15 protein-coding genes and 1 riboswitch are annotated in these 18,893 nt (G+C 56.1%); all 15 genes read left to right on the forward strand.

What is annotated here, in order from left to right:
* Window positions 1–158: 158 nt before the first annotated feature.
* The 15 genes from glgB (at window position 159) to B5M42_RS16025 (ending at window position 18,819) form a co-directional block, all read left to right on the forward strand.
* Complete coding sequence (glgB, locus tag B5M42_RS15955) at window positions 159–2,156, forward strand: 1,4-alpha-glucan branching protein GlgB (RefSeq protein WP_134750323.1); 1,998 nt, start codon at window positions 159–161, stop codon at window positions 2,154–2,156.
* On the forward strand, window positions 2,099–3,247 hold the full coding sequence (locus B5M42_RS15960) for a glucose-1-phosphate adenylyltransferase (protein ID WP_134750325.1): 1,149 nt from the start codon (window positions 2,099–2,101) through the stop codon (window positions 3,245–3,247). Before glgB ends, B5M42_RS15960 begins: the two co-directional genes overlap by 58 nt.
* A 7-nt stretch (window positions 3,248–3,254) precedes the next feature.
* Complete coding sequence (gene glgD / locus B5M42_RS15965; RefSeq protein WP_134750326.1) at window positions 3,255–4,364, forward strand: glucose-1-phosphate adenylyltransferase subunit GlgD; 1,110 nt, start codon at window positions 3,255–3,257, stop codon at window positions 4,362–4,364.
* 103 nt (window positions 4,365–4,467) lie between these two features.
* The gene (gene glgA, locus B5M42_RS15970) at window positions 4,468–5,922 is read left to right on the forward strand and encodes a glycogen synthase GlgA (protein ID WP_134750328.1); all 1,455 of its coding nucleotides are present in this window, start codon (window positions 4,468–4,470) and stop codon (window positions 5,920–5,922) included.
* 10 nt (window positions 5,923–5,932) lie between these two features.
* On the forward strand, window positions 5,933–6,937 hold the full coding sequence (locus B5M42_RS15975) for a hypothetical protein (protein WP_134750330.1): 1,005 nt from the start codon (window positions 5,933–5,935) through the stop codon (window positions 6,935–6,937).
* A gap of 122 nt (window positions 6,938–7,059) precedes the next feature.
* Window positions 7,060–7,254 (forward strand): hypothetical protein, encoded by a 195-nt coding sequence (locus B5M42_RS15980; RefSeq protein ID WP_134750332.1) that lies wholly within the window; start codon window positions 7,060–7,062, stop codon window positions 7,252–7,254.
* Between the two features lie 87 nt (window positions 7,255–7,341).
* Window positions 7,342–8,223: a cyclic nucleotide-binding domain-containing protein gene (locus tag B5M42_RS15985; RefSeq protein ID WP_167689652.1), complete on the forward strand. Its 882-nt coding sequence runs from the start codon at window positions 7,342–7,344 to the stop codon at window positions 8,221–8,223.
* Between the two features lie 264 nt (window positions 8,224–8,487).
* Entirely contained in the window at window positions 8,488–9,942 is a 1,455-nt protein-coding gene (gene cls / locus B5M42_RS15990) for a cardiolipin synthase (protein ID WP_134750336.1), read from the forward strand.
* 404 nt (window positions 9,943–10,346) lie between these two features.
* Window positions 10,347–11,318, forward strand: coding sequence for a methyl-accepting chemotaxis protein (locus B5M42_RS15995; protein ID WP_134750338.1), 972 nt, complete (start codon window positions 10,347–10,349; stop codon window positions 11,316–11,318).
* Between the two features lie 28 nt (window positions 11,319–11,346).
* Complete coding sequence (locus B5M42_RS16000; RefSeq protein WP_230632945.1) at window positions 11,347–11,895, forward strand: DICT sensory domain-containing protein; 549 nt, start codon at window positions 11,347–11,349, stop codon at window positions 11,893–11,895.
* Between the two features lie 6 nt (window positions 11,896–11,901).
* A complete protein-coding gene (locus B5M42_RS16005) occupies window positions 11,902–12,843 on the forward strand; it encodes a DMT family transporter (RefSeq protein ID WP_134750340.1) in 942 nt (313 codons plus the stop codon).
* A 147-nt stretch (window positions 12,844–12,990) separates the two neighbouring features.
* The gene (locus B5M42_RS16010; protein WP_134750342.1) at window positions 12,991–13,194 is read left to right on the forward strand and encodes a hypothetical protein; all 204 of its coding nucleotides are present in this window, start codon (window positions 12,991–12,993) and stop codon (window positions 13,192–13,194) included.
* A 157-nt stretch (window positions 13,195–13,351) separates the two neighbouring features.
* Window positions 13,352–13,500, forward strand: a riboswitch (cyclic di-AMP (ydaO/yuaA leader).
* Window positions 13,501–13,614: 114 nt separating this feature from the next.
* Complete coding sequence (locus B5M42_RS16015) at window positions 13,615–15,450, forward strand: APC family permease (RefSeq protein WP_134750344.1); 1,836 nt, start codon at window positions 13,615–13,617, stop codon at window positions 15,448–15,450.
* Window positions 15,451–15,494: 44 nt separating this feature from the next.
* Window positions 15,495–16,706 carry an MFS transporter gene (locus B5M42_RS16020; protein ID WP_134750346.1) on the forward strand — a complete coding sequence of 404 codons (1,212 nt, stop codon included), beginning with the start codon at window positions 15,495–15,497 and terminating at the stop codon, window positions 16,704–16,706.
* A 784-nt stretch (window positions 16,707–17,490) separates the two neighbouring features.
* Window positions 17,491–18,819 (forward strand): extracellular solute-binding protein, encoded by a 1,329-nt coding sequence (locus tag B5M42_RS16025; RefSeq protein ID WP_134750348.1) that lies wholly within the window; start codon window positions 17,491–17,493, stop codon window positions 18,817–18,819.
* The last annotated feature ends 74 nt before the right edge of the window (window positions 18,820–18,893 follow it).

An 18,893-nucleotide genomic window follows, 5' to 3' on the forward strand; every position in this document is an offset into this window, starting at 1 on the left:
CCTTTCCCTCTGTCGGATCTTGGCGATCCCTTATGTATAATTCACCGGCGGTTGGAAAAATCCTTTTTTTCGTTGTTTCGGAAATAGAGGATTTACAGCAGGTTATGGAGTATTTTAACTATTAGCATCAAACCGAATCAGGGAGGGGATTAGTGAGGATGCAGAGCGAATATCCAAGCTCCGACGATCTTTATTTGCTTCACGAAGGTTCCCTTTATCACAGCTACCGGCTGTTGGGGGCGCACGTGCTGAAGGCCCAGGGCCGGGAAGGGGTCCGGTTTGCCGTGTGGGCGCCCAATGCCCGCGAAGTGCGGATCGTCGGCGATTTCAACCATTGGGACTCGCGTCATCACGCGATGGAGCGCTACAGCACGCTGGGGGTATGGCTGCTGATCGTTCCCGAAGCGCGAGAAGGAGACTACTACAAATACGAGATTCATACAGAGGACGGCCGGGTGTTGCTAAAGGCCGATCCGTATGCGGTGCATGCCGAGCTGCGCCCCGGAACGGCGTCGCGCGTCTACGATCTGGGCGGTTACGAGTGGCAGGACGAGGCGTGGCAGCAGGCCAAGCAGGAAAAGCCGATCTATAACAAGCCGCTGTCGATTTATGAGGTGCATTTCGGCACATGGAGAAAGCGCGACCGCCACAGCGAAGAGCTGTATACGTACGAGGAGCTGACGGACGAGCTGATCGATTATGCGGTCGAGATGGGGTATACCCATATCGAGGTGATGCCGCTTGCGGAGCATCCGTTCGACCGTTCGTGGGGCTATCAGGCGACGGGGTATTACGCGGTTACGAGCCGTCACGGCACGCCCAAGCAGTTCATGCATTTCGTCGACCGCTGTCATCAGCGCGGGCTTGGCGTCATTATGGACTGGGTGCCGGGTCATTTTTGCAAGGACGATCACGGTCTGCGTCAGTTTGACGGCAAGCCGCTATATGAATATCAGGACGCACGCAAGGCGGAAAAGCTGGAATGGGGCACGTTGACGTTCGACTTCGGGCGACCGGAGGTGATCAGCTTCCTGATCTCGAACGCGGTGTTCTGGATGGACGTTTACCACGTGGATGGCATCCGCGTCGATGCGGTGGCCAGCATGCTGCATCTGAATTTCGGGCGCTGGTCGGAGGAGCCGATTGCCAATCAGTGGGGCGGCGGCGACAATCCGGAGGCGGTGGCGTTCATCCGCAAGCTCAATACGGCGATCTTCTCGCTATTCCCGCATGCGATGATGATGGCTGAGGATTCGACGGACTGGCCGCTTGTAACGGCGCCGGTGCACGACGGCGGATTGGGCTTTAATTTTAAATGGAACATGGGCTGGATGAACGATATGCTGCGCTATATGCAGCTTGATCCGCTGTTTCGCCGGCATCACCATAAGCTGATCACGTTTTCTTTTATGTATACTTTTTCTGAAAATTATATCCTGCCCTTGTCTCATGACGAGGTCGTTCACGGCAAGCGCTCGCTGCTGCACAAGATGCCCGGCGATTACTGGCAGAAGTTCGCCAATCTCCGTGTATTCTACGGCTACATGAGCGGGCATCCGGGCAAAAAGCTGCTGTTCATGGGCGGCGAATTCGGCCAGTTTGACGAGTGGAAGGATATGGAGGAGCTTGACTGGTTTTTGCTGGAGCATTACGATATGCACCGGGCGATGCATCGCTACGTCAAGGCGCTTAACCATTTCTATTTGCAGGAGCCGGCGCTGTGGGCGCTCGATCACAGTCCGGAGGGCTTCCAGTGGATTAATCCGCATGACGAAAGCCAAAGCGTGGTGGCGTTCATTCGTCGCGGCGAGCAGCCGGAGGATGATCTGATTCTCGTTTGCAATTTCACGCCCGTCGTTCACCCGGATTACCGGATCGGCGTGCCGCGTCACGGCCGCTATCAAGAAGTGTTCAACAGCGATTTGCCCGACTACGGAGGTTCCGGCCAGACGAATGCGGATGAGCTGATCAGCGATCTGCGCGAATGGCACGAGTTTCCGCAAAGCTTGGCGCTTCGCGTTCCGCCGCTTGCGGCTATATACATCAAGTGTGTTGAAGCTTTCATTACAGACGAAGAGGTAGAAGGGGGAAATCAGCTATGCGCAGCAAAGAATGCGTTGCCATGCTCCTCGCCGGAGGAGAAGGAAGAAGACTAGGCGTTTTAACCAAAAACCTGGCCAAGCCTGCCGTACATTTCGGCGGTAAATACCGGATTATCGATTTCACCCTGAGTAACTGCACGAACTCCGGCATCGATACGGTCGGCGTCTTGACGCAATATCAGCCGCTTGTGCTCAATTCGTACATCGGCATCGGAAGCTCTTGGGACCTTGACCGCAAATACGGCGGGGTAACGGTGCTGCCTCCGTTTATGGAGCAGGGCGGCGGCGACTGGTATTCCGGCACGGCCAATGCGATTTACCGCAATATCGGCTTTATTGAGCAATATGATCCCGAATACGTGCTGGTCATTTCCGGCGACCACATCTATAAAATGAACTACGATCTCATGCTGCAATTCCATAAGCAGAAGCAGGCCGATGCGACGATTGCCGTCATTGAGGTCAAATGGGAAGAGACAAGCCGTTTTGGCATTATGAGCGTAAACGACAAGCAGGAGATTACCGAATTCGTCGAGAAGCCGAAAAACGCCAACAGCAACCTGGCGTCGATGGGCATTTATATTTTCAACTGGAAGGCGCTCAAATCGTATTTGATCAAGGATGAAGCGACCGAAGGCTCCAGCAAGGATTTCGGCAAAGACATCATTCCGATGATGCTGCGCGATCAGGCGAAGATGTATGCGTATCCGTTCACGGATTATTGGAAGGACGTCGGTACGATCGACAGCCTTTGGGAAGCGAATATGGATTTGCTGGACCCAAACAACGAATTGAACCTGAACGATAAAAACTGGCGTATCTACTCGCTGAGCCCGTATCAGCCGGCGCAATACGTCGCGCCTACGGCGCAGGTGCGCAATTCGATGATCAACGAGGGCTGCGCGATTTTCGGCGATGTCGACCATTCGGTGCTGTTCTACGGGGTGCAGGTCGGCGAAGGCAGCGTGATCAAGGATTCGGTGATTATGCCGAATGCCAAAATCGGCAATAACGTGACGATCGTTAAAGCGATTATCGGCGAAAACACGGTGGTTGAGGACGGGGCCGTGGTCGACGGTTCGGGCGAAATCGTGCTGATCGGCGGCAATGAACGGGTGACAGCGACTTCCAATCAGAAAGGATGAGTTCAAGATGAAGCAAGCGATGGGTGTCATCAATTTAGTGAATGAACCGGACGATCTGGAGGAGCTGACGTATTCCCGCTGCCCGGCGTCCGTGCCGTTTGGCGGTCGTTACCGCCTGATCGATTTTACGCTGTCCAATATGGTGAACTCGGGGCTTGATAACGTCGCCGTGTTTACGCAACACAAATACCGTTCGCTGATGGACCATTTGGGCTCCGGCAAGGAATGGGATCTGGACCGCAAGCGCGGCGGTCTGTTCGTCCTCCCGTCCGTGCTCGACGAGCCGACGGGCATCTCCCGCGGCGATTTGTACCAGTTCTACAGCCATCGCGATTATTTTTATCGCGGCAAGGAAGAGCTGGTGATTATTTCGCGCAGCCATATGGTGTGCAACATCAACTACCGCGACGCGATTCGTTATCACGAGGAGACGCAAGCCGATATTACGGTCATTTACAAGCAAACCGACGAGGAAATCCACGGCAAATACCGTCGCTTGGCTGTACGCGAGGACGGACGCGTTACGGTGATGGAGGACCACACCGGGCGTTTGCGCACGAACAACATTTCGATGGAAATGTACATCATGAGCAAGGCGCTGCTGCTTGACATGGTCGAGTCTTGTCTGGCGCAGGGCTACGATCATCTGGTTCGTGACGGCATTATGAAAAATATCGACAAGCTCAGCGTGTACGGCTACGCGTTCCAGTCGCACCTGGGCGTGGTCAACTCGATTCAGGGCTACTACAAGCACAGCATGCAGCTGCTGAATCCGGCCGTCTGGCGCGAGCTGTTTTTCCAGAAAAATCTCATCTACACCAAGGTCAAGGACGAGCCGCCGGCGCGTTATCTGGAAAGCGCAGCGGTGAAAAATGCGCTGATCGCCAACGGCTGTACGATCGAAGGCAAGGTTGAGAACAGCATTTTGTTCCGCGGAGTCAAGATCCGCAAGGGCGCCTATGTGAAAAACAGCATTATTTTGCAAAACTGCGAGATTGAGGAAAATGTCATTATCGAAAATGCCATTCTCGATAAGGATGTTTTCATCAGCCGCGGCCGCGTCTTGACAGGAGATAACAAGGCTCCGTTCATCGCCGGTAAAACTAAAGTGATTTAAGCTATCGGCTCCCCCGCTGCGTCGCGATTTGCTTGCGGCGTGCGGCGGGAGCCGTCATACAAAGCTTGCGGAATCGACGCGGGCTGCCAAAGGAGAGGGAAGGATGAAAATACTGTTTGCTGCTTCAGAAGCTGTACCGTTTGCCAAAACCGGGGGACTGGCCGACGTGATTGGTTCGCTGCCCAAGGAATTGGTCAAGCAAAAGCTGGACGTTCGTGTGATTATGCCGAAGTATGAAGCGATTCCCGACGTGTACTGCGATGAAATGGAAACGGTCGTCGAGTTTGAAAGCTATATCGGCTGGCGGAAGCAATACATCGGCATCCAGTCGCTGGAATATCAGGGCGTGACGTTTTATTTTGTCGATAACGAATATTATTTCAAGCGCAGCGGGCTGTACGGCTACGGGGATGAGGCCGAGCGCTTTGCGTTTTTTTGCCGGGCGGTGATTGAAGCGCTGCCGCAGATCGGCTTCCAGCCGGATGTGATTCATTGCCACGACTGGCAGACCGGACTGATTCCGGTGCTGCTCAAGGCGCATTACAGCCATCTGGACTTTTTCAGCTCGATGCGCACGATGATGACGATTCACAATCTCAAGTATCAAGGCGTGTTCAGCCAGTCGCTGCTGCGGGATTTGACCGGACTTGGCGACGAGTATTTCTCCGGCGTGGCTTTGGAGCTGCACGGGGGCGCGAGCTTTCTCAAGGGCGGCTTGCAGTATGCCGATCATTTGACGACGGTAAGCCCGGCCTATGCCGAGGAAATTCAGACGCCGTATTACGGCGAGTTCCTGGACAGCCTGCTGCGCTTCCGTTCGGGCGAGCTGACCGGCATTCTCAACGGCATCGATTACGAGTCGTACGATCCGATGACCGATCCGAATCTGGCCGTGAATTATCGCGATTCGCTGCCGAAAAAGCACCAGAACAAAACCGCGCTGCAGGAGCGGCTTGGCTTGCCGGTTGGCGCGGATATTCCGATAATTGCGATTGTCACGCGTCTGGTGCAGCAAAAAGGACTCGATCTGATTGCGCACGTGCTGTCGGAAATCATTTCCACGGGCGTGCAACTCGTCGTGCTCGGCACGGGCGACCACACCTATGAGCAGCTGTTCCGCAACGCCCAGGCCGCTTATCCGGGCCAGGTATCGGCGAACATTACGTTCGATGAGGGACTGGCGCGGCACATTTACGCCGGTGCAGATTTGTTCCTGATGCCGTCGCAATTCGAGCCGTGCGGCATCGGCCAGCTGCTGGCGCTGCGCTATCGCACGGTGCCGATTGTACGCGAAACGGGCGGCCTGCGCGATACGGTGCTGCCGTTTAACGAATTTACCGGCGAAGGCACGGGCTTCAGCTTCAGCAACTATAACGCTCACGATATGCTGCATACGATCCGGCGCGCGGTGTTTTTCTGCCAGAACGATCGTGACGCCTGGCTGAAGCTGCAAGCGAATATCAAAAAATCCGATTTCAGCTGGAAGCGTTCGGCGCAGCAGTATATCGCGCTATACAAGGATTTGGTGAAGCAAGTGAAAAGCGAAGCGGTTCATTAAGGAGGCAAATATGGAAGCCAGATTGGGAGCAAAATCGGCTTCCTCCGTACAGACAACGCGGGAGATTGACGGTATTCAGCGGAAGGAAGAGCGGGCGACTGGCCCGGAGCGCGCAGACGCTTTTGGCGCAGGACAATCTCCCGCGATGCGGCAGATGCAAATGCTGCAGCGCAGCGTCGGCAATCGGGAAGTGGCGCGCATGATTCAGACGAAGCTGAGCGCGCCGGCGGCGGTGCAGCGTTCTACGGAGCGGGAGGCCATGCAGGAAGCTCCAACGAGCGCAGCGCCGGCATTGAAAGATGCGGTAACGCCCAGCGGGCAAGGCGGCGTTGCGGCGAGCCGGATTCAGCGGTTGAAAATTTATCCGGCTACGGCCGACAAGACGGATACGGATTGGAACGCAGCGCCGGAAGAGGTCGAGTTTAAAGGGCTGAGTTATGCAGAGGTTACGGATCTGGTTGCCAAACGCGAGCAGCAATTGCGCTCGGGCTTACCGGAGGAGCCGCCCCGCAGGGGGATGCCTGAGCGCAATTATGTTTTTGCAGCTGAAGATTATAAAGAACTCAAGGAACTCGCACAAGCTTACGAGCAGGGGGGAGACGGCTTTGAGCAAACGCCCGTAGTCAATTGTTCGGAGGGCCAGATCAAAGTCGTTTCCAAGGACCAGACGATCAATTTCGGCGGCGTGTCGTCTTGCATGACGTTTACGGTCGTGCTGGAGGACGGTAGGAAGGTAGCGGCGCATGCCGCCTTGCAGGCCCCCTTGAACTTGTCTCAGATCAATGACGTCGTTGCGGCGCAAGGCTCGCCGGTCGTCAAGGTAACCGCCTGCGGCGTAGGCTCCTTCTGGGGCATCGACATGAGCCTCTTCCCGCAAGACAGCGAATCGTCGTCGGCAGAACCCGATACCTTTAAAGCGAGTATACTTTCGGTGTTTGGCGGATCTGTCGCGTTCAAGGATATGGATGCGGATGGGACCGTCACGGCCGACGCCAAGGGCGAGGTTTCGGTCTAGCTCACAAGCGTTATCCGGGCATCCACATGTTTCCACCCTCACTCTCTTCACGATGTTTCCGGCCTTGTCGATACATACAGTACGGATCGGGAAGATGGTACAAGAGAGAGGGCGTTAACAGGATGGACCGAACCCAGAGATGTTTTACGGACGCGGATTTGTTTCATTGCATGTTGTTTCGCACGCCGGTCGAGGTTTGGCTGGAAGGCGAGCTGGAGGACGCCGGAGCGCTGATCGAGGCGTATTCGGACGATGTGATCAAAATCGGCGGCGTGTACTATTTGCGCAAGCTGTGTACGATTAGAAAAAAGCTGTAGCCGGACGCAAGAACCGCAACGCACGTCTGCATGGTTGCAGGCAACGCGGCGGTTTCGGCATTGGAAAAAGGGAGTCGTGAAGCCGGTATGGAGCTGAATGAAGCTGTATTGCTGGAGGCGGGTCAAACGATCCGTAAAAAAGCCGGAGAAACGATCGTGCGGGCCGGCGACCGCGGCCAGGAGCTGTATGTGGTCCTGCACGGGCAAGTGGACATCTATCTCGAGCAGGATGGCCGGAGCATTCCGGTCGCCAAGCTGGGCCGGGGCGATTTCTTCGGCGAGATGTCGCTGCTGGAGGAGCTGCCGCGCAGCGGCACAGTCGTCGCGGCCGTCGACAGCGAGCTTGTGATGCTGCACGCCGAGGCGTTCCGTCGCTTGATGCAGGAGGACAGCCAATTGGCCTGGCGGGTGATGAAGGGGCTGTCGACGCGGATTCGCGGCTTGAATCGCGAGCTGGCGCAGCGGATCGGTCACGATCTGCAGGAGGTATCCGGCCAGCTGCAGCAGCATGCCGAAGGAATTGCGCAGAGCATCAAGCACATTGCCGCTTCCGCCGAAGAGATTGACCGCAACGAGCGCCGTTTGGCCGGACAAATCAAGGAGGTGCAAAGCATCTCCCGTGACATTGGCAAGATGCTTGATTTTATTCGCCGTGTTGCCAGCCAAACGCAAATTCTCGGGCTGAACGCAGCCATTGAAGCGGCGCGCAGCGGCGAGCAGGGCCGGGGCTTCGGCATTATCGCCGAGGAAATTCGCAAGCTGTCGCTCGTCTCGAAGGTGAATGCGGAGCAAATTGCCGGGCTTACCGGACAAATCGGCAGCAAAATGAGCGAGGTTGCAGCAGCGTCGGAGGACAGCGCGTTGCGCAGCAACGTGCAAGCCGAAGCGACGCATCAGATGGTCGCTTCGGTCGACGAGGTGACGGCGCTGGCCGAACGGCTGACGCGCATTGCCGATTCCTTGAGCTGAAGCCGGGCGTTGCCCGGGCTTCCAGCAGCATCCCGATCCGCTTGATGCGGGTCGGGATGCTGCTGCGTTCAGGCGGCCAGGCAGCCGGCAGACGTGCATGGATGCGGCAGGTCAGCGATAGCTGGGTCGGCGTGCCGGCAGCATCAACGGTAAGACGCGTCTGTCGAGCGGCTGCAGCCCGGCGTACAAGCCCGGCGAAGCGCTCGGGAATATGCTACAATAAGAAGGATGAGCTGATTGGGAGCTTGGGGGTGAGGCACGGAGATGACTTGGATCAGCAGCCTGTTTTTTTATTCTTTTTTACTGAATATCGGTTTGGCGGTTGTCGTTGTATTTCTGGAGCGGCGCAACGTGGCGTCTACATGGTCGTGGATGATGGTGCTGCTGTTTATCCCGCTGCTTGGCTTTGTGCTGTATATCATATTGGGGCAAAATTTGAGCCGCCGCAAGCTGTATAAATGGCACCGTGGGATGCTGGAACGGGTGCGTTCGCGCATTGCCGCCCAGACGAAGCTGCTGGAGCGCGGGGAGCTGCCGCTGAACGGGACCGATGTGCTTCGTTACCGGGATTTGATGCTGCTGAATGTGTCAACAAACGATGCGCTTGTATGCGCCTTAAACGATGTGCGGATTCATACCGAGGGCAAAGCCAAGTTCGACGCGCTGCTTGCTTGCATTCGCGAGGCGCGGACGCATATTCATTTGCAATACTACACGGTCAAAAATGACGAGCTTGGCGCGAAAATTATGGAAGCGCTGATCGCCAAGGCGAAGCAAGGCGTCGAGGTGCGGCTACTGTACGACGATATCGGCTCGCGCAGCCTGAAGGAAGCGTTTCTCAAACGGCTGAAAGCCTACGGCGGAGAAACGGCAGCTTTTTTTCCGTCGCGGATTCCGTATCTGAATTATCGCGTGAATTACCGCAATCATCGCAAGCTGGCGATTATTGACGGCACGGTTGGCTTTATCGGCGGTTTCAACGTCGGCGACGAATATTTGGGCAAGCATCCCAAGCTTGGCTTTTGGCGCGATACGCATTTGCAGGTCAGCGGCGAGGTGGTGCGGATGCTGCAGGCGCGTTTTGTGCTCGACTGGAATCTGGCGGGTATGCGGCCGCTGGAGCCGGGGCTGCAATATTTTCCCGAGCTGGCGCAGTCGGAGGGGCGCAGCCGGATTCCGGTGCAAATTGTCGCCAGCGGCCCAAACGAGGAATGGCCGCATATTGCGTATACGTTTTTGAAGATGATTCACGCGGCCAAGCGGACGATTTTGCTGCAAACCCCGTATTTGATTCCTGACGAGAGCTTGCTTAATGCTTTGAAGGTGGCGGCTTTGTCCGGTATTACGGTCAAGGTGATGATTCCGCAGAAGGCGGACCACATGTTCGTCCATTGGGCGTCGCTGTATTATGCGGGCGAGCTGCTGTCGGCTGGTGTGCAGATTTATATGTACGAGAAGGGCTTTTTGCATGCCAAAACGCTTGTGATTGACGGCGAGGTGGCGTCGGTGGGCACAGCGAATTTCGATATTCGCAGCCTGCGGCTTAATTTTGAGACGACGGCGCTTGTGTACGATCAGGAGACGGCGGAGGAGCTGGAGCGGATTTTTGCCGAAGATGTCAAGGATTGCAGCGAGCTGACGCAGCGGGATTATGCCGAGCGTTCGGTGCGCGTGCGGTTTCTGGAGTCGATTTCGAAGCTGGTTTCACCGATTTTGTAGCGGGTGAATTCGGGCTCCTTTTGTATAAGGTTTGGACAAAACCTGAACATCTGTTCATTTCGTAAAGAGATGACAGGTGTTTTTTTATTTTAATTAATAGCTATTGTAATTTTTTCTGGATAAACTTATACTTATCTTATACAAATATTATACAAAAATAATACAAGGCGGTGATTACGATTCTTTTCTGGATTCGGACGTATCGCCGGGCTCTCCTGATAGCGGTCGTCGCCGTAGTCGTCACATGGAGCGTTGCAGAAACCGTTGTGTCCGCTGCAGTTTTCCTGTTGCTTATTGCGGGCTTGCTCGTCTTCTATGAGCGGAGCCTTCTTGCAAAGAAGCAAGTCGTCTCGTCAAGTCCGGAGGCCGGCGTCCCCCAAACGCCACTCGATGGAGGTTCGGTTGTGCTGCAGCAATTTGCTTCGATCACTCGCCATGTGGAGACGGCAGCGGATTCCATGATAGGCAATGCGGCCGATGTCGAATCGCAGGCGGAGCATATTACACAGGCAGCGCTTGGCATTTCAGCATCGATCGAGGAGCAGATGTCGCGAAGCAAAGCGACGATGGAGCAGTCGGACCTCGTGCAACGCAAGTTCATTGAAACGAAGCAATCTATCGAGGAATCGCAGTCCATGCTGCGGCAATGGGCTGTGCATACCGAAGAAGGCCTTGCCGACATCTTGCAGCTGCTTGAGGGTTTTAAGCAAATCGAGTCCGCGTCCGCGTCAACCAAGCTTCAATATGAGGACCTGCAAATTCACCTGAAAAAAATCGGCAATGCGCTCACGCACATTAACGACATCGCCGATCAGACACAGCTTCTGTCGTTGAACGCCGCGATCGAAGCGGCTCGGGCCGGAGAGGCGGGAGCCGGCTTTGCCATTGTTGCGCAAGCAGTCAGGCAGCTGGCTGCGTCCGCCAAGTCGCTTTCGCGGGATATGACCGAAACGATCCAGGATTTAATTCGCCAATCCGGCAAGGCGTCAACGGTTCTGCTCAACGAGATGGAGGTGATTGCTGACAACGGCCGCAAAGCCGAGAATGTCAGCCGCCTGCTGACCGGGATGTCCGAAACGATGAGTATCGTCGTAGAGGGAGGAGAGCGTGTGAAGCGCAACACGGATTCTTTAGAAACGCTTTATGTGGAGCTGCGCGCACGTTTGCAGGAAACGGTCGAAATGACCGAACGAGTGGGCGCGGATATCACGAGCACAGCGGAGGCTTCACAAATTCAGCTGATGTCTCTCATGGAGCTGATCGCTTCGATCGACGTGCTCAAGCAACGATCGGCACAGCTGGCTGCAGGTCTCGCCGAGGCTGGATTCGATCCGAGTGAAGCGCAATGGACAAGGGCTTACAGCATCGCCAAATAACGTAACGTTATACAAGGAGGAATCGGCAATGATGGATGTTTCATTGTATCGCGATATTTTCGGACAGGTGGAGGGAGAACCCGAGGTAATCTCGGGTATGCTGAGTCGTTCCGCGCTCGACAGCGCCTCTATGAAATACGAAACCAAAGTGCCACAGCTGGAGTACATGTGCCTGATTATGGAGAACATGGTCATTACGAAAAAGCCGAAGGCCCATATTTATGCCGGCTTCCAGAAGCTGTCCCGCTGTGTGGAGCCGGTGCTGGAGCGTTTTTTTACCATGGCGGACAGCGCGCAGCAGGTCTATATCTTTGGCGAAAACGATCAGGAGATGCCGGAGCATCCGAACGTCACCTATATTCATCTGCCTGCCGGGCATCCGCTCGTGAGGGAATGGTTTCTGGTCATTCAAGCGCCCACGATGAAAATGATGATGACCGCTTACGACCTGGAAGGCTTCGGTACGCATGAAATCGAAGAGAATCGCAGCTTCCGCGGCATCAAATCCAATTCTCCGAAGCTTGTGGACGAAGCGGCGGCTTTGCTGGAAGGCTTTATTCGTTCTGGTCGCAGCTAACAGCCGATGCATACAGATCAACGTTCATTCGGCCTGCTGTGGGTAAGTCTGGGTGCGTCTATGTGGGGAACCGACGCGATCTTGCGAACCCCTCTTCTCGGCACGTTCAGTTCGGCTGAAATTGTCTTGCTGGAGCACCTGATTCTCTGTTTGTTTGCAGTGCCGTTTTTCATACTCCATCGTCGTTCTTTTGCGCGATTGCGGGTACGGGAAGGGCTGCTGCTATTGCTTATCGCGTGGGGCAGCTCTGGCCTGGCTACCTGGCTGTTCACGCAGGCGTTCCGATTTGGCAATCCATCGGTCGTCATTTTGCTGCAAAAGCTGCAGCCGCTTGCGGCCATTGTGCTGGCTCGACTTCTGCTGAAGGAGCGGTTTACGCGTTCGCAGGCGTGGGTCCTTGGGCTCGCTTTGGCCGGCGCTTACCTGCTTTCGTTCGGCTGGAGCGTCCCCTTCGCCTCCGCAACTGCGGCGCAGTGGCAAGGCTCGCTGCTCGCGCTCGGCGCGGCCGGCTTATGGGGAGCCGGGACTGTACTCGGCCGACGTTTGCTGGATCGGCTCACGTTTTTGGAGCTGACTTCCGCCCGCTTTGGCCTGGCTGTGCCGTTCCTGCTGCTGCTGCAGCTCGTTCAAGACCGGCGCCCCTTGCGGCTGGAGGCTCTTGATACGCAGTCGCTTGCCTATCTCATGCTGCTCGCCCTTGTGCCCGGACTCATCGGCATCCTGTTGTACTACCGCGGTCTTCGCGGCTCGAAGGCCGGTTATGCCACCGTTGCCGAGCTTGCTTTCCCGGTAACCGCGCTGCTGCTCAATTGGCTTGTGCTGGGGCAGAGCATTACGTTGTCCCAAAGCTTGGGAGCTGTCCTCATTTTCGGCTGCGTATTGACCTTGACTGCCGAACGAAGCGCTGCACCTCAAGCCGGCAAATTGCCGCTTGCTGCGGATTCCTGATCACACACCTGCAAAACGCGAGTTGGAGAGCTGCAAAGCCTCTTCCACTCGCGTTTTTTGTATGTCTTTTACTTAAAAAGTCAGGTGAAGAGGCGGCTGATGGTTCACCGGACCTTTCATGCACGACCGGACAAGGAGGAAGGGAGCTTGAATCACATTGTATTTGATTTTGACGGGACGCTGGAGGTTTTGAAGGTAACTGCGCTCAGCACGCTGGGCATTCCCGAGCCGTTGAAGACGCTGGACGTGCCGCTGCACCAAATGCCGGGCGTAATGCTGGAGATGAAGCGCTATTACCGCAAAGCGGGCGAGCGGCTGGTCTGCGGACCCGACAAGCTGAAAAGCAAGTAAACGAGCGAACGGCTTTAATAATCGAAGCAAATGAAGGGTCGCTCCTGATGTAAACGGATTCATGCTGAAAGGCGCAGCAAATCTTCGCCGATTCCGGTTTTTCCACCGCTTTACTGTAAAGCACGGCAGGAGTATGATTTGTTGCAGAGCTTTCCTATATGACAATTCGCTGAATTTTCCTAGGAAAAACGGGGGAACCACAAGATATCAAGGGGTGAATAAAAGTGTGCGACAGCATACTTTTTAGGGCGCTTTCTCATCGCCCGAATCCGGCAGCTAACCTCGTAAGCGACGATGAGAAGGTAAGATGTGTGTACAACACAAGGTCTGACCTTGTGTTTTTTTGTGTTTTTTCGGTGTTGGAACGGGGTAACGTATAAGTAAGATGGGATGCATTTTGTTGGAGGAGCCGTGTTGGGGATGACTGCTGATTCGCTTAAAAAAATTGTGTTTGGCAAGCCGTTGAAATCCAGTGAAATGGAATCGGAAAAGATGCCGGTCTGGAAGGCGCTGCCGATTCTGTCGTCGGATGCGCTTTCGTCGGTGGCCTATGGCACGGAGCAGATTTTGCTCGAGCTGGCGACGGTGGGCCTAGCGGCGTTTGCTTTTTCGTTTCCGATCGCCCTGTCGATCATTGTACTGATCGGGCTGCTGGTCATCAGCTACCGGCAGGTGATTGACGCCTATCCGCAAGGCGGAGGGGCGTACATGGTATCGAAGGAAAATCTCGGTATGGTCTGGGGACGGCTAACCGGCGTATCGCTGCTGATTGATTACACGCTGACCGTGGCCGTTTCCATTTCGGCCGGGGTACAGGCGATCACGTCGGCTTTTCCCTCGACGGTACCGTATATGGTGGAAATCGCTTTGCTGCTGGTTTGGCTGATGGTGTGGCTGAACCTGCGAGGCACTTCGGAGTCGGGCACCGTGTTTGCCGTTCCGACGTATTTTTTTATCGGCTGTGTGCTGCTGCTGGTCGGCAAAGGACTGTATGATCTGTTGACCGGAAACGGAGGCATGCACGTCTCGCACGTCGTGCCGCATTCGGTGCCTGCGGGACTAACGTTGTTCGTATTGCTCAAGGCGTTCTCTTCGGGCTGCTCGGCGGTCACGGGGATTGAAGCTATTTCCGACGCGGTGCCGCATTTCCGCACGCCTTCGGAGCGCAACGCCAAGCGCACGCTGCTCTCGCTGGGCACGCTGCTCGCGATTGTGTTCGGCGGCGTGACGGTGCTCAGCCTGGCTTACGGCGTTGCACCGGACCCGAAAGGACATACCTCGGTGCTGTCGATGGTCACGGAGGCTGCATTTGGCCGTGGCTGGTTCTACTATGCGACGCAAATCGCGACGATGATGATATTGACGCTGGCCGCCAATACCAGCTTTAACGGGTTTCCGATACTGGCGTCGATTATGGCCCAGGATAAAAATTTTCCGCGGATGTTCTCTTACCGGGGGGATCGCCTGTCGTTCAATTACGGCATCGTCACCTTGGGCGTGCTGGCCAGCGTGCTGCTGATCATTTTCAAGGGCCGCACCGACGCTTTGATTCCGCTGTATGCCATTGGCGTGTTCCTGTCGTTTACGCTGGCGCAAAGCGGGCTGGTGCGCAAATGGCTGCGCGAGCGGCCGCGCGGCTGGGGCCGCAAATCGCTGATCAACGGCGCTGGTGCGCTGGTATCGCTGGCGGTGTTGGGCATTTTTTGCATCACGAAATTCAGCGAGGGCGCTTGGATCGTGATCGTCTTGTCGCCGATTATTTTGTGGGGCATTACGAAAATCAGCCGTCATTACGACGATGTAGCCAGCGAGCTGCGCATCGACATCGAGCAGGAGAAGGTCGTGCCCAAAGAGCCGATCATCATCGTGCCGGTCGCCGGGATTCACCGCGTTGTGGCCGATTCGCTGAATTATGCGCGATCGCTGTCGCCCAACGTGATTGCGTTCTACGTCTCGTTTTCCGATGAAGACGAGGCGCGTATGGAGGAGAAATGGGCCAAATGGGACCCCGGCGTGCGGTTGATCGTATTCAAATCGCGGTACCGGACCATTCTCAAGCCGTTGGCTGAATTTATCGAACGGATTGACACCCATGTGTCGGAGAAGCAAAATATAATGGTGATCCTGCCGCAGTTTATGCCGCGGAAATGGTGGCATCGGCTGCTGCATAATCAGTCGGCCTCGCGCATCCGCTCCAAGCTGCAGAAGGAGAAAAACATCGTCGTGGCTACGGTGCCTTACCATTTGCACGTATAGCGCTGCCGCAGCGATGCAACATCAAGAGAAAAGGCGGGCTTCAGGTGGCAACATGGTTGTTGGTCGTTATTTATTTGGCTTTTATCAGTCTCGGTTTGCCGGACTCCTTGCTGGGTACGGCGTGGCCGGTGATGCAAACGGATCTGCACGCCCAATTGGCGACAGCGGGCGGGTTGTTCATGACGATCGCTGGCGCGACGATTGTATCGAGCCTGATGAGCGGAGCGGTGCTGCGCCGGTTCGGCACGGGCAAGGTTGCGTTCGTCAGCACGCTGATGACGGCAATTGCGCTGCTCGGCTTCAGCCTTGCACCGTCGCTGTTGTGGCTGTTCGTCTTCGCGCTGCCGCTGGGCCTTGGCGCAGGCTCGATTGATGCGGGCTTGAACAATTATGTGGCCACGCATTACAAAGCGCATCATATGAGCTGGCTCCACTGCTTCTGGGGCGTCGGCGCAACGCTCGGGCCGGTCGTGATGGCTCCGTTTATCGCCGGTGGCGGGAGCGCCTGGCGCACGGGCTATGTGACCATCGCAGCGCTGCAGGGCGTGCTCGTCATCGTGTTGCTGATGACATTGCCCTTGTGGAGCAAGGCAGCCGCCAGTGAAGCGAAAGCGCCGGGACCGGCCGAGGAAGCCGACGTTTCTGCGGGTAGCGGGGAGCCGCAGGCGAAAGCGGCCGTAGAAGCCGTTCGTTCGCCGCTGCGCATTCGCGGCGTCAAGCTGGCGCTGGCTGCATTTCTGTTTTATTGCGGCGTAGAGGCCACTGTCGGCTTGTGGGGCGCAAGCTTTCTTGTCAACATCAAGGAGCTGGCGGCTGCCGATGCGGCGCGTTGGGTTTCGCTCTACTACGCCGGCATTACATTAGGGCGCTTCATCGCCGGCTTCATTACGCTGCGCGTAGGCAATCGCGCGTTAATTCGCAGCGGCCAGCTGACGGTGCTTGTCGGCGTTGCGCTGCTGCTCTTGCCGCTGCCGGCCGGCTTCTCGCTAGCCGCGCTGCTGCTGATCGGGCTGGGGCTGGCTCCGATTTTTCCGTGCATGCTGCACGAAACGCCGGCGCGCTTCGGGCGCGAAGCGTCTTCGTCGATCATCGGCTACCAGATGGCGCTCGCTTATGTGGGCAGCACCTGCATCCCGCCGCTGCTCGGCTTGCTGGCGTCGCGTGCGACCATCGGCGTTTTCCCGGCGTTCATTCTGGTATCTGCTGTCGGGCTGCTGGCGTCGTCGGAGCGGCTGAATGCGCTGCTGAAGCGCTAATTCATCAAGCTCATCATGCGGCAGAACTGCTGTTGCCAGCCCTCCGCAGCATCGTAGGCTGCCGAAGGCCGCCAGCCAGCTCGCAATTAACGTCGGCGAAGCCCGCGCCGCGCACGTTCAGGCCCGCAGGCGCAATACCTCGTTGCAACCAGCACGCTTGTCATCGTTCTTGTGAGAACGTTGGCAGGCGTGTTTTTTTGTGCGGAAAAACCTCCATGTTGATAGTGTACCGCGTAGCGGGCGGTGTCATCTGCCAGATTTGCGACTGGAGCTGTCACTTTAGTGACTTTTGCACGCGCCTTAACACGCGGATCAAGCGTCCGCCTCGCGTCGCCGCCTGCCGACGGTTCGACAGCTGCCAGCCAGCGGCAGGGGCGTTGCGGCAGCCAAGTGCGGCCTGCGAGCGGCAGGTTCGTTTTTCGCTTCTATAATAGCGCCGAAAATCGATTTCCGAATGCGGAGATTGCCGATTTTTTCCTTATTTTATGCAGGTTTGGCGATGTCACAATGTTGCTGATTTAGGTCACTATCTTAGTAGTTGGCAGGCCCTGCGATTCCTTACAATGAACCCATGAGTTGCAAGCAACACTCACAAGCTGACAGCTTCCATCACACACAGAAAGGGGTCGCCGATCGAACAGGAGAGAGAGAACAAGGAACTGTCGCCCAGCCGGCGCCGCCGCGGCATCTGCCACGCAGGCATCGGCAACGAACCAAGCAGAAGCAAGGTCATCCGCTGCACCGCAGCACCCAAAATAACGACATGAAGGATGGGGATCACACAATGTCTTACAAAAAACTGTTAACTGTAGCGATGTGCTCGACAATTGCCATTTCCGCGCTGACTGCTTGCGGAGCCAAGCAGGAGGAAGCAAGCCCGGCCGCAACGGCTGCCGATACGCAAAAGCCTGCCGCAACGGCAGACGCCGATGCCGGCGCGAAAGCGAACATGCCGGAGAAGCCGAAAGAGCTGACGATCTGGCCGGACGACAATGCCGACAAACTGGCCGTCATCACCGAGCTGGCTAAAAAATATACCGAAAAAACCGGCATTCAGGTCAAAATCACGCCAACAAGCATGAACAACCAAAAAGAAGCGCTCACGCTCGACGGTCCATCCGGCAAAGGTCCGGACCTGTACTATCAACCGGGCATCGGCGACCTCGTCCTGAAAGGACTGGTCCAACCGATCGTAGCCGATTCGCAAACGCTCGGCGCGTACACGCCAGAATCGCTGGCGGCGCTGAGCCAAGGCGGCAAGCTTTACGGTCTGCCGGCCGTTATCGAGACGTACGCGTTGTTCTACAACAAAAAATTGCTGCCTGAGCCGCCAAAAACGATGGCTGATCTGGCCAAAATCCAGCAAGAGAAAACGAACGCTGCGAAGCAGGAATACGGCTTCCTGTTCGACGCAACGAACTTCTACTTCGCTTGGGGCTTCCTCGGCGGCAGCGGTGGCTACATTTTCCAAAACGACGGAAAAGGCGGCTTCAACATCGGGGACATCGGCCTGAACAAAGAAGGCACCGTGAAGGGCGCGACGCTGATTCAGGATTGGTTCAAACAAGGCTATCTGCCAAAAGGCATCAACGGCGACATTCTCGGCGGCCTGTTCACACAAGGCAAGGTAGCAGCAGTCATTAACGGTCCTTGGGCCATTACGGATTACAAAAAGCAGCTCGGCGACGACCTGGCTGTTGCGCCAATCCCGACAATGGACGACGGCAAACACCCGACCTCCTTCATCGGCGTTAAAGGCTGGATGCTTTCCAAATTCAGCAAAAGCCCAGAGTGGGCGTCCGATCTGGCCGCGTTCCTGACCAACGAAGAAAACGCCAAATATTACTACCAAAAAACAGGCGAGGTGCCGCCGGTTGTGAAGGTGCTCAACGATCCTGAGCTGACGTCCAACCCGCTCGTATCCGGCTTCTCGCAGCAAATTCAATACGGCATTCCGTTCCCAACCGTTCCTGAGCTGGACGCTGTGTGGGACCCGATGGCCAACGCACTGAAATTCATCTCGGAAGGCAAAGACGTGCAAAGCACGCTTAACGATGCCGTTCAGCAAGTTCAAGACAAAATCAAAATGTCCGGAGCTACGGACGCCAAGTAATCCGCATCGGATTCAAACCAAGGTGAAAGGGAGCTGTGAGCAGCCCCCTTTCCCTATTTAACGTAAAGAAGGTG

The organism is Paenibacillus athensensis (genome assembly GCF_004514475.2).
Classification (GTDB): domain Bacteria; phylum Bacillota; class Bacilli; order Paenibacillales; family NBRC-103111; genus Paenibacillus_AL; species Paenibacillus_AL athensensis.

Coding starts and splice junctions, on each gene's coding strand:
- B5M42_RS16015 (WP_134750344.1), top strand. CDS start 13,615: ATGACTGCTGATTCGCTTAAAAAAATTGTGTTTGGCAAGCCGTTGAAA.
- B5M42_RS16005 (WP_134750340.1), top strand. CDS start 11,902: ATGCATACAGATCAACGTTCATTCGGCCTGCTGTGGGTAAGTCTGGGT.
- B5M42_RS15985 (WP_167689652.1), top strand. CDS start 7,342: ATGGAGCTGAATGAAGCTGTATTGCTGGAGGCGGGTCAAACGATCCGT.
- B5M42_RS16025 (WP_134750348.1), top strand. CDS start 17,491: ATGTCTTACAAAAAACTGTTAACTGTAGCGATGTGCTCGACAATTGCC.
- cls (WP_134750336.1), top strand. CDS start 8,488: ATGACTTGGATCAGCAGCCTGTTTTTTTATTCTTTTTTACTGAATATC.
- B5M42_RS15975 (WP_134750330.1), top strand. CDS start 5,933: ATGGAAGCCAGATTGGGAGCAAAATCGGCTTCCTCCGTACAGACAACG.
- glgD (WP_134750326.1), top strand. CDS start 3,255: ATGAAGCAAGCGATGGGTGTCATCAATTTAGTGAATGAACCGGACGAT.
- glgB (WP_134750323.1), top strand. CDS start 159: ATGCAGAGCGAATATCCAAGCTCCGACGATCTTTATTTGCTTCACGAA.
- B5M42_RS15980 (WP_134750332.1), top strand. CDS start 7,060: ATGGACCGAACCCAGAGATGTTTTACGGACGCGGATTTGTTTCATTGC.
- B5M42_RS15960 (WP_134750325.1), top strand. CDS start 2,099: ATGCGCAGCAAAGAATGCGTTGCCATGCTCCTCGCCGGAGGAGAAGGA.
- B5M42_RS16000 (WP_230632945.1), top strand. CDS start 11,347: ATGATGGATGTTTCATTGTATCGCGATATTTTCGGACAGGTGGAGGGA.
- glgA (WP_134750328.1), top strand. CDS start 4,468: ATGAAAATACTGTTTGCTGCTTCAGAAGCTGTACCGTTTGCCAAAACC.